This window comes from Marinilactibacillus sp. Marseille-P9653, from assembly GCF_916618885.1.
In the GTDB taxonomy this organism is placed as follows: Bacteria; Bacillota; Bacilli; order Lactobacillales; family Carnobacteriaceae_A; genus Marinilactibacillus.
Genome location: NZ_CAKAKH010000004.1, coordinates 18,637 through 29,622 on the forward strand (window position 1 = coordinate 18,637; position 10,986 = coordinate 29,622).

Here is a 10,986-nt window from a genome sequence, read left to right on the forward strand (position 1 = left end):
AACAATTGTTGCATTTTCTAGAAAGGGAATCTAAATAGGATACTTAAAACTATTTCCTTGACTTAAACCTCACTTTAAGTGATAAAGTTAAAGTAAGAAAAAGGAGTGATCATAGATGAAAACAGTCAAATTAGGTAATACGGGTATGGATGTCACACCAATCTGTTTAGGTACCATGAGTTTTGGTGATCCAGATAGCTGGATTCATGATTGGGTATTGAAAGAAGAAGATAGTCGAAAAATAATAAAAAAAGCTTTAGATCTAGGGATCAATTTCTTTGATACAGCTAATATCTATTCAAAAGGAGAAAGTGAAAAAATATTAGGTCGTGCGTTGAAAGATTATGCAGATCGAGAAAAAATTGTAGTAGCTTCTAAAGTTTACAATGATATGCACGATGGTCCTAACGCAAATGGACTTTCAAGAAAAGCGATTATGCATGAGATTGATCAAACACTTATACGCTTGGATATGGACTACCTTGATTTGTATATTATTCATAGATGGGACTATAACACCCCTATTGAAGAAACTATGGAAGCCTTACATGACTTAGTTAAATCTGGAAAAGTGCGCTACATTGGCGCTTCAGCTATGTATACGTGGCAATTTCAGAAAGCTCAGTATGTAGCTGAGAAAAATGGCTGGACAAAATTTGTTTCTATGCAAAATCACTACAATTTAATCTATCGAGAAGAAGAACGGGAAATGGTTCCATTTTGCGAAGATCAAAATATAGCTATAACGCCTTACAGCCCATTAGCTTCTGGACGGTTAGCACGAGATTGGTCTGTACAGACAGAACGAAGCACAAGTGACACGATCCAAAAAATGAAATATACTTCTTCAGAAGAGCAAGATAAAAAAGTTGTAGAAAGACTATCTGCATTATCAGAGAAGCGAGGAATCCCTCGTGCACAGATAGCATTAGCATGGTTGCTTCAAAAACCACAGGTTGCTTCAACGATTATTGGAGCAACTAAAGAAAAGTATTTAGATGATTCTGTAGCAGCGCTAGAAGTTAAACTAACAAAAGCAGAAATAGCTTCTTTAGAAGAGCTTTATGTACCACATGAGATTATTGGTGCATTGAACGACCCTAATAATTAGTTCGGCTAATACTTACTAATTTGATTTTAGATACCACTATGACTGAAGTCATAGATAAGGAGAAAAAATGAATATTTCAGAAGTATCCATCCTTTTAGATATTACAGCTTCAACCATACGTTACTATGAGAAAATCAATTTGATTCCACCGATTACTAGAAATAGTGCAGGAATTCGTACATTTACAGAAGAAGATATAAAATGGGTAGAGTTTGCGAAATGTATGCGTTCTGTGGGATTACCTATTGATAACTTAAAAGAATATACACAATTAGTTAGACAAGGAGCCGACGAAGCGTTAGAAAAAAGGAAGCAAATACTTTTAGAATCCCAGCAAAGTATGTTAAAAAAGAAAGAAGAAATAGAAAGTGTGTTAGAACGTTTAGAAGACAAAATAAATGATTATGAAGATAGATTATCAAAAAAAGAAAAAGACATGAAAAATCTTATTAAGTAATGTACTAATAAGCCCCAAAGAAGTAGAATAATTTCTACTTCTTTGGGGCTATTTTATTTCATGCAACAATATTAAGAATTGTTGCGTTTTATTAATTTTGTTATTTATATCTCTATTAAGTAAATGTCTATTGTTAAAAATGAGAAACCATTTCATGAACGTATTTATTTTCATAAAGATATTTCCAATATCAAGTTCTAATAATCCAGATAACTTATTCCTTAAATCTTCTTTTCTTTTTCATGAATTTTGTACACTATAAAGTTTAAATTTATAATCATAATCACTTAAAAAATGCTTACTTTATCTAGTTTACTACACCAAAGATCATTTTAGATATTTAAGAAAAACCACTTATATTTACTTTAGAAGAGATGTGCTTTTTGATCTTTCATTCCAATTATGTCCTCTACTGTAGACATATAAGTTCTTCTAACCTATATAATATGGTCTTTTTTCCTATTTTGGTTAATATATATAAATTAGGAAGCTTTTAGGATTTGATTCAGTACTACATTAAAACATGGATCCGGACTAATATTTAATTTTCAGTAGCAAAAATGAAATTTAGGTCACATAAGTAAAAAAAGCATTATATGAGAATTAATTAAAGCGGTTATTGGAAGGTTTTTTAATTCTAAAATATTAATGAGTGCTATTAAAGGTAATTATCTACATGAAATTTACTAATTCTTTTTTCAATTTCATATAAAATTGATTCATATGAATAAGTAAATAGTTTATCCATTGGAATACCAAAAAAGTCAGTTAAATAATCATTTGATAAACTATCAATATTATCCATTTCTTTTATTGACAGTTCTCGATTGTTTGCTGCTAGTTCCAGATATTCTTTAGGATTACATAAAAAATAAAAAATTTTTATTACGGCGTATAGGTCTCTATTTTTGTCTTTGTATTTCGATGTCCAAAATCCCAATGTACCTTGTTTATAATCTTCTAAATAATAAAAGTCTGTATTTTTTTTAAAGAAATACTCGGTATCAATTATCTTGATTTGTCTACCGTTAAAAATAATATTACCAAGAGACAAATCTCCTATAATATAGTTCTTTTCATGTATCTCTTTGACTGCAGAAAGAAGTTGTTTGCAAATGAGAGATACATTTGTACCATTTAGCTCTTGTTTTTTATATACTAGTTCAAATAGTGAGCTACCTGGAATATATTCTTCTAATAAACATACATCTTCATTTAAATAGAATATGTCTACAGGATTCACTAGATGAGTTAATTCGGATAAATCATTCAAAACATAATATTCCCAGGCTACCCTTTCAGAGGAATCAACTAAACTGTCCTCAATATTACCCAGTCTTCGACCAATCTTCAATGTCATATATTCTTGTTCATTTGAATTGAATACAAGAATAATGCTAGATTTACCAGATCCTCCTAGGCTCTTTATAGGGGTTAAATAGTCTGGGAGCTCTGAGTATCTCTTAATATTGTGGTACGGCAATGTATAATCAGATTCTAAAGGTAGAATACGAGTTCTTGAATCATCACTTTGAGTATTCCCACTTAGTAATTCTCCAAATCGGTAGTAAACAATTTCACTATTTAAAAATCTGAAATCTGATGGTATCTGAATAGATCTAAACTGCTTAGTAAGCAAATGAAGATCGAATATAGTTTTTTTAAAGTGGTTGGTATCTTTTGGGTAAACAGTAAATGCTTTACCGATTTGCGAATACCCATAGTTACCTTTGTTTAATAATATCAGGTCATTAATTGATTTTATCATCTTATATGAAATATCTTTTTCTTTAAAATAGTTAATTACAATCTCAGCTATCGCTAAAATATTTGTGGGAGTTGCAGATAAATGTATTTTATAACCAGTCTGATCAAGATTATAAGAAACACTTGAATAGATCCAAATGCCATCTTCAATTATTAAGTTATTTTTTTTAAAAATTTCCTCATACTGCTTATCTAAACCGATTGACTTATTTTGGTTAAGGATTAAAATATTCTCCATAAATTTTTTCTCCCTCATTTCTAGCAATTATTAATAAGCCTCTTCCGTAGATCTCAATCAATTGCTTATCATTTTTGACGTTATTCTTTTTAAGAACTCTTGCCAAGCTACTGAGTCCATATCGATTCTTATGGTTGTAAGATAATACAATAAAGTCATAATATTCTCGCCAAAATTCCAAAGAATCAGTATCTTTGTACTTCTTTAATATGTTGTCTAACTCATTAATTAATTTTTCTTCAATTATATAGTCCATGTCACTTCTCCAAAACTGTAATTAATTTTGACGTCAACTTAATTCTTTCGTTTATATCAAATTGTTCATGCGAAATATCGTCAATTTTTTCTAAACTAAGCTGATTGCAATGCACGTCACTAAATGTTTCTTTATATGTTTTTAGAAGTTCCTGAATTTGACCTATGGGGCATATTTTGTCATTTGTAGAATGTAAAAAGATTAATTCTTGAGTAATTTTTTTATGTTTAGCTAGTTCAATTGGATTAACGTTCTTGACATGAGCTCTATCTGAAATATCAAAATACTTAAGAATTACTTGTCTTGCCGGAGAAAATATATATTGGAAAAAAAGGTCCGTAAATCCATTAATACTAACACACTTATTGAAAGTTAGCTCTGAAGTGAAAGCTAGCATTGTTGCTAGATACCCTCCATAGCTTTCTCCAATTACTATACACGCTTCTGTATTTATTTTTAAAGACAAAATTACTGACATAATACTATCTAGGTCAATCCGTCCCCCATTTCCATATAAAGATGTTTGGTACGCCTTAGAATATCCTGTAGAACCAGGATAATTTAAAAGTATTATTCTTCGTTTTTTTATGTTTGATAAATAATAAATTAAGTAATCAAACAAAGGAAGAAAAGAGCTGTTAGGGCCTCCGTGCAAAAATACTATTGTTTCTTCAGCTATTAGTTCGTTATCGTAGACGGGAATTCCGTTAATCCATTTATGAGAAAAACCATCTTTTTTTATATCTTTTCGAAATTCTAAAAAATCAGAAAATAGCATTATTTGAGTAGGGGTAATAAAATTCCCTATCGATAACACGATATCGTCCTGCATATATACATATCTATCTATAAATCCGTTAAGTTTATAGATAGTGCCATTTTCGACTATATACGAGTAATTCTTATCAAAACAAGAATCAATTCTTTGGTACTTGTTCTGTTCTGTTCGTTTATAAATATAATTTTTTACTATTTTTTTCAAAGGTTTATCCATATTACAATATAGACTAATTTTATCTTTATTTCTTAAGCATATGAGTTTGCTAATGTTATTGTCTTCTAAGTTTACTAAGAAAATATGAATCGACTCATCGTTATTAATAACTTCTATAATAAATTTCCATGTTTTATATGAATAGACGATTTTTTCAATAATTAATGAAATATTTTTAAAAATACTTATTTTCCCTTTTTTTGGATCATATATTATAATTTTATCTTTAGTCTGTATCAACAATGAATTTTTAACCCAATGAATACTTAATACGTTTTGACGAAAAAGTGATCCGATAATTTTATGTTCTATATTCTTAACTACGATTTGGTCTTTACCATAAGTTTTTTTCAAATAAGCATACATATTTTTTGACCTATTTGAAGTAACCAGTAATTCTTCTAAGTAATTCATTTACTCACCCAAAATTCAAATATAAGGCAGGGCGATAGAACTCTATCCCTGCCTTACATTTTTTATAATAATTAGTTTTACTACGGTCTAATTGTACAACGTTGTGAGTGCATCCATGGTGAAGACATTACTCCGGCAACAAGTTCATCTTCAACTCCTAAAGTAGTTAAAGCATCAATATCTTTTGAGAGTAAAGCATTTCTCTCAGCAGCGGACAAATCATACTTAGAAAGAAATTTTTCTGGATTGGATAAGTAAGAGCTAATATCAGAAATATTTCCTTGCAGATGATTAACAACGGTATTGAAATCTTTTGACATAATATAACCTCCTAAATATTGTGTAATAGCATAATTTGTATTACAATACATAATATATTATTTATTTATTAATAAATCAACCTATATATTAATAAAAGTTTAATTAATAGGTGTAAAGTTTTAATATTAATGGTGTTTTCCTATATATAAATCAGTCGAACATATATAATTTTGTGAATATATAACTATTTTCTATCCATTTATGTATGTTTAATACTATTTTTTAAATCGCAAACAAAATTTGCAATTAAAAAATGTACTGATAAACAGAAGTACAAAGTATGATTTTGTACTTTTAAATCAGAACAATTTGATTTCTGATTTTCATATTTACATTTAATATCCAAAATTTTACGCTATTTAATGAACCTCAATATATATTTGTGAAAAATAAGTTCGAAACATAAATATATATTTCGTAATAATGTAATAAAAATTATTGATTTGAGAGGGTAAAAAATGAGAGACGATATAGTAGTAGAAAATTTGTCAGTATATTACGGAGATAATGTAGGGCTTAATAGTATAAATTTCTCAGTAAAAAGAGGAGAGATGGTCGCATTAGTTGGACATAACGGTTCGGGTAAGACGACTCTATTCAATACACTTGCAGGATTTCTTTCACCTTCTGGTGGCTCTATCGAATTAGGAGAAGAAATTATAAGTAACAAAAGTTTTTCTTCTATTGGGTTTTCCCCACAGTCCTTAATGATTGATTGGTATACAAATGTTTATAATAATGTGTATCTTGGAGCACAACTTGCAAACTTAGATAAAAAAACAGCTAAAATTTATACTGAAGAAACTATTAAGCTTTTAGGTCTAGATAATAAAAAAAACAAAGGTTTGGACGAACTTTCTGGTGGACAACAACAACGTGTCCAAATTGGAAGAGCAATTGTTCATAGGCCAAACTTATATATATTAGATGAACCAACGGTGGGTCTGGATGTAGAATCTTCAAATAAGTTATTGCAATTTTTAAAAGCTGAAGCATTAGATAACAAAATCGTATTCATCTCATCACACGATTTAACTTTATTAGAAGAATACTGTGACAAAATGATATTACTCGATGAAGGTAACTTGCTTTATTACGGAAGTATATCTGGTTTCTTAAGACAAAAAAGTGACGAAAAAAAATACAGCTTAAAAGTAGAGAATAAGCGAGTAATTAATAAAACAGAATTAGATGAACTTAAACAATTAGGTATACATCATTTTTCACAAATTGATGATCTGGTCAATATTACTACAACATCAGCTGTTACGGTAATTGAACTAATCAATATACTTGATAAGTACTTTTATATACACTCTTTGAATAGTGAAAAAGTTAGTTTAAAAGAAGTTTACTTATCATCTCGGGAAGGAAGGTAAATCATGACTCCACAATCATTAAGACATAGTTCTAATTTAGGGCTAAATGGCTTAAAGCTACTAATTCAAAATGAATATAAAGCCTTTTTCAGGAACAAAGGAACGTTTCTTTCTCAAATAATTCAACCTGTTCTCTATTTTATTTTCATTGTTATTGGAATTAATTCTTTCGTGGACAATGTTACTTACAATGAAATAGTTGTTTCTTATACAAATTATGCCCTAACGGGAATTTTAGGTATATTAATAATTTCTCAGATGACGCAGGCTATATATAGAGTTACAATTGACAAAAAGTACGGGTTGCTAGCATTAAAAATTCAAAGTGGGATTTCCCCATTTTTTTATCTATTGGGAATGAGTACTTACCCCACTCTAGGTTTTATTATCCAAAGTATTAGTCTTTTTTTAATAGCTAATATCTTCGGACATGGATTTTCAATAATTTCATCTTTATTAGTAATGTTGTTTTGTGTTTTTATCTTACTCTTTTGGACATCAATTGGTATTATGATTACTTTGAGAATTAACAATTATAATACCAGAGACAATATTATCTCGTTTTTGATCACTCCATTAGGTTTCTCTGCTCCAGCATTTTATTTTCTGGAAGACGTTCCTACTTTTATTAGGTTGTTAGCTTACATTAATCCACTTACTTACCAGCTATCTGCAATAAGAGGTCTAGCTTTTAACCATATTAACCTGATAGTGTTTTCAATACCTTTATTATTTCTTATTTTAGTTTTATTTGTAGCATCAAAAATAATTTCGAATACTGATTTAGAGTTGACCGAATTTTAAATTTAAATTTTTATATATATTTTAATATGGAAAGGAGAAATAAACCCATGAAGCAAATTATAAATATACTTCTTATTTTCAGTTAAATAAGGAGGAATAATATGGACTTACTAATGGATATAAAACAAATTCAATTTGATTATATGGAAAACAGAATTTTTACCATTGATGATTTAAAAATTTATAGAGGTAATAGAATAGGTGTGGTCGCTCCTAATGGAAGTGGCAAAACAACGTTGTTAAAAATGTTAAATAGAGATATTTATCCTGGAAAAGGAACTATTCAGACCTATGGAACTATTGCTTTAATGGAACAGCAAGCTTCCCCAAATTTTTCACCATTGATAGATGAAAAACAACGAAAGATTCTGAATATTCCTACTAACTATCCAGAGTTAAGTGGTGGAGAAGCAACAAAACTTAAATTTTTAGAAGTGTACAGCAAATTTCCTGATGTACTACTATTAGATGAACCAACAGCTCATATGGATATACAAGGACGTCAATTTGTCATAGATCAGCTTAAACATTATTACGGGGCATTTATTCTAGTTTCGCATGATCGTTATTTATTAAACCGATTAGTCGAAGAAATTTGGGAAATTCAAAATCAAAAAATTATCAAATATACGGGAAATTACACTGAGTACAAAACGCTTAAAGACTTGGAATTCAAACAAGCTAAAGAAAATTATTTTAATGTCCAGGAAGAAAAATTACGTTTAAATAAGGCGCTAAGTGAAAAAAAAAGACTAGCTGCTACCGTTACAAATAAAAAGAACAAAAAAGAGTTTAGATCAAAACCCGGTAGAATGACAAAATCAAAAGACACAGCGGCTAAAAGTCTTCATAAAGCAGCAAAAAGTTTAGAAAAAAGAATAAAACGAATGGATGATGTATTTCTTCCAAAAGAAAAACAATCTATTAATTTTGATTCGAAAAAAATAAAAGAAATTCATACGAAATATCCTATTATGATAGATTATTTAGATATTAAATGTGGAGACAAATTATTGATTAAAAATGTAAGTTTACAAGTGAAGCTAAATAAATGTGTCTCTATTACTGGCAAAAATGGTTCTGGAAAAAGCACATTACTTAAAACGATTTTTTCGAATTTTGAGGGTGTGAATATTTCTAAAAAAGCTAAAATTGGGTATTTCAACCAAAATACCCATCACCAATTTCAAGATGATAATAGATTGACAATTTTAGAGTATTGTAAACTAAAATCAGATTATGATGAACATTATTTGATAGAAATTCTAGACAGAGTGAATTTTAAGGGAAATGACCTCAAAAAAAAATTATCACAATTAAGTGGAGGCGAAGCAACACGATTGGCGTTACTACTTATTTTTGTTCAAGATTACAACATTTTACTACTAGATGAGCCAACAAATTTTCTTGATATTGAAACAATTGAAGTAGTAGAAGATTTTATATTAAAATATCCAGGTACAGTTGTATGTATTTCCCACGACTTTCACTTCATTGAGAAAATTAGTGATGTAATTTACTATATAGAGGGAAAAAAATTAATAAGAAAATAAGATCTTCATGAAATTAATTCTAAAATAAAAAGGTATTTCGAAAACTTAAGAAAGATTACAGGCTATTTCTAAAGCTAATATATATTTTAGTTGTCAATTCAGTAATGTGCATTCTGTATTCTGCCTCCGGATAGGCAAATAAACCGGTAGCTTATCCAAAAAGTTTGAAACTTTATTGGAAGTTACAACATATAATTAAATATGTCTTGTAATAAGTAGAAGAGAAATTTATCAATATAGAATAATTAGTATGTTGTTTTAAGTTTTGAGAGGCATAATATTTATTATTAAATAAATTGAAATAAATATGCGTATGCAATATAATATTATTAAATATGGTTTATTAGAAAGGATTAATTAAGTTGGATATAGGTAGCAATGTAAAAAGATTACGAAAAAAACTTAATTTAACCCAGGCTCAATTAGCTGAAGATGTATGTGCCCAAACAATGATAAGTAAAATCGAAAACAATGAAATAACTCCAAATAATAATATTTTAGGAAAATTATCCAAAAAATTAAACGTAGATTTAGTAGATCTCATGAATAAAGAAAAGGAAAATATTTCTGTTGAAAAAATTAAAAATATAAAAAATATGATTGATATTAGCCTGACTAAAAGAGATTATGAAATGATAAATCTGATAATCCAATCTAACATAGATATCATAGAAAAGAATGACATTCCTTATTTTCACTGGATTCGAGGTTTGTTGTATTATTATAAAGAGAATAACCCTAAGAAAGCAGTTCAAGAATTCGAAGGGTTGGATGTGAGTAACATGCCAGCCGATTTCACAGTCGATGTGACTTGTAGTATTGGCATCATTTATTACGAGATAGGAAATTTTGAAAAAGCAAGTAAGTATTTTGAAATAGGTTTAAAATGGTTTTCCAATAAGGTGGAAAACTGGTCTAAAGTAAAATTGCTTCTGAATTATTCTCTTTGTTTAGAAAGTTTGGAAGAAGATGAAAAAGCTTTAGATATGGTTTTCGAAGGTATAGAATTATCGAAAAAAAATAATTCTATTTTAGGATTAGGTGACTTATATTATCATAAAGGTTACATGATGAATAAGTTGAAACAATATGAAGAAGCTAGAAAGGCTTATAAAATTGCTCATTCTTTATTTGAAATTCAAGAAAATTCCAAATTTAGTATTATGGCTAATTTGAGATTAGAAGAAATAATGAAAAATAAGGAGACGTTGAAAGATGAAGAGAAATATGCTTAAAACGCTAATGTTAACATTTTTAATAGGTTTATTATTTACATCTTTAAATTTAGATGTAATTCCTAATAATGGGGGGAAACTACCACCATTACCATTACAGGCAGTAAATTCTACAGTTAATTTAAAAGTTTAAATGTAAATAATAAAATTTGTAAATTTTTAACTGAGAATCCTTTCAATAAGGATTCTTTTTTTTTGACCATAACCATGGGAAAGAAGTAAATATGTAATGATTTTATAGAAAAAGATTTAATTTAAATGAAAGAAAATAAGTCGGCTAGTTAAACATATGAAACTATAAAATTTCAAATATCAAAACTGTAGAATAAGTGTGTGTGGCAGAATAAATATGTAGAATAGTGCAGGAAAAAATCCATAACTCGGGCCAAATAAAATAGCCCATTGCTTCCACCCATACCATTCGCCTAAAATGGAGTTTGACTAAGAACTTCAGAAA

Annotated in this window: 11 protein-coding genes; 7 read left to right on the forward strand and 4 right to left on the reverse strand. The window is 28.7% G+C overall.

Translation table 11 applies throughout. The annotated features are described in order from the left end of the window. Positions 1-115 precede the first annotated feature (115 nt). Both LG377_RS12370 and LG377_RS12375 read left to right on the forward strand, forming a co-directional pair. On the forward strand, positions 116-1,111 hold the full coding sequence (locus tag LG377_RS12370; protein WP_225745016.1) for an aldo/keto reductase: 996 nt from the start codon (positions 116-118) through the stop codon (positions 1,109-1,111). Positions 1,112-1,178: 67 nt separating this feature from the next. Next, positions 1,179-1,568, forward strand: coding sequence for a MerR family transcriptional regulator (locus tag LG377_RS12375; protein WP_225745017.1), 390 nt, complete (start codon positions 1,179-1,181; stop codon positions 1,566-1,568). 658 nt (positions 1,569-2,226) lie between these two features. Here LG377_RS12375 and LG377_RS12380 read toward each other — a convergent pair. The 4 genes from LG377_RS12380 to LG377_RS12395 all read right to left on the reverse strand — a co-directional run bounded on the left by LG377_RS12380 (position 2,227) and on the right by LG377_RS12395 (position 5,557). Then, positions 2,227-3,573, reverse strand: a complete 1,347-nt coding sequence (locus tag LG377_RS12380; protein ID WP_225745018.1) for a protein kinase — start codon at positions 3,571-3,573, stop codon at positions 2,227-2,229. Beyond that, on the reverse strand, positions 3,551-3,829 hold the full coding sequence (locus LG377_RS12385; protein ID WP_225745019.1) for a hypothetical protein: 279 nt from the start codon (positions 3,827-3,829) through the stop codon (positions 3,551-3,553). The genes LG377_RS12380 and LG377_RS12385 overlap by 23 nt, the downstream gene beginning before the upstream one ends. A gap of 1 nt (position 3,830) precedes the next feature. Beyond that, entirely contained in the window at positions 3,831-5,237 is a 1,407-nt protein-coding gene (locus tag LG377_RS12390; protein WP_225745020.1) for a S9 family peptidase, read from the reverse strand. Between the two features lie 80 nt (positions 5,238-5,317). Beyond that, a complete protein-coding gene (locus LG377_RS12395; protein WP_225745021.1) occupies positions 5,318-5,557 on the reverse strand; it encodes an arginine deiminase in 240 nt (79 codons plus the stop codon). 459 nt (positions 5,558-6,016) lie between these two features. Between LG377_RS12395 and LG377_RS12400 the strand changes: the two genes are divergently transcribed. The 5 genes from LG377_RS12400 to LG377_RS12420 all read left to right on the forward strand — a co-directional run bounded on the left by LG377_RS12400 (position 6,017) and on the right by LG377_RS12420 (position 10,662). After that, complete coding sequence (locus LG377_RS12400) at positions 6,017-6,937, forward strand: ABC transporter ATP-binding protein (RefSeq protein ID WP_225745022.1); 921 nt, start codon at positions 6,017-6,019, stop codon at positions 6,935-6,937. A gap of 3 nt (positions 6,938-6,940) precedes the next feature. Then, complete coding sequence (locus LG377_RS12405) at positions 6,941-7,741, forward strand: ABC transporter permease (protein ID WP_225745023.1); 801 nt, start codon at positions 6,941-6,943, stop codon at positions 7,739-7,741. Between the two features lie 101 nt (positions 7,742-7,842). After that, positions 7,843-9,294: a ribosomal protection-like ABC-F family protein gene (gene abc-f / locus LG377_RS12410; RefSeq protein WP_225745024.1), complete on the forward strand. Its 1,452-nt coding sequence runs from the start codon at positions 7,843-7,845 to the stop codon at positions 9,292-9,294. Positions 9,295-9,656: 362 nt separating this feature from the next. Then, complete coding sequence (locus LG377_RS12415; RefSeq protein WP_225745025.1) at positions 9,657-10,529, forward strand: helix-turn-helix domain-containing protein; 873 nt, start codon at positions 9,657-9,659, stop codon at positions 10,527-10,529. Further along, positions 10,510-10,662 (forward strand): hypothetical protein, encoded by a 153-nt coding sequence (locus tag LG377_RS12420; protein WP_225745026.1) that lies wholly within the window; start codon positions 10,510-10,512, stop codon positions 10,660-10,662. The genes LG377_RS12415 and LG377_RS12420 overlap by 20 nt, the downstream gene beginning before the upstream one ends. Positions 10,663-10,986 lie beyond the last annotated feature (324 nt).

What these genes read in the sequence shown, in the direction of transcription:
- LG377_RS12370 (WP_225745016.1), top strand. Translation starts at nt 116, where the DNA reads ATGAAAACAGTCAAATTAGGTAATACGGGTATGGATGTCACACCAATC.
- LG377_RS12375 (WP_225745017.1), top strand. Translation starts at nt 1,179, where the DNA reads ATGAATATTTCAGAAGTATCCATCCTTTTAGATATTACAGCTTCAACC.
- LG377_RS12380 (WP_225745018.1), bottom strand. Translation starts at nt 3,573, where the DNA reads ATGGAGAATATTTTAATCCTTAACCAAAATAAGTCAATCGGTTTAGAT.
- LG377_RS12385 (WP_225745019.1), bottom strand. Translation starts at nt 3,829, where the DNA reads ATGGACTATATAATTGAAGAAAAATTAATTAATGAGTTAGACAACATA.
- LG377_RS12390 (WP_225745020.1), bottom strand. Translation starts at nt 5,237, where the DNA reads ATGAATTACTTAGAAGAATTACTGGTTACTTCAAATAGGTCAAAAAAT.
- LG377_RS12395 (WP_225745021.1), bottom strand. Translation starts at nt 5,557, where the DNA reads ATGTCAAAAGATTTCAATACCGTTGTTAATCATCTGCAAGGAAATATT.
- LG377_RS12400 (WP_225745022.1), top strand. Translation starts at nt 6,017, where the DNA reads ATGAGAGACGATATAGTAGTAGAAAATTTGTCAGTATATTACGGAGAT.
- LG377_RS12405 (WP_225745023.1), top strand. Translation starts at nt 6,941, where the DNA reads ATGACTCCACAATCATTAAGACATAGTTCTAATTTAGGGCTAAATGGC.
- abc-f (WP_225745024.1), top strand. Translation starts at nt 7,843, where the DNA reads ATGGACTTACTAATGGATATAAAACAAATTCAATTTGATTATATGGAA.
- LG377_RS12420 (WP_225745026.1), top strand. Translation starts at nt 10,510, where the DNA reads ATGAAGAGAAATATGCTTAAAACGCTAATGTTAACATTTTTAATAGGT.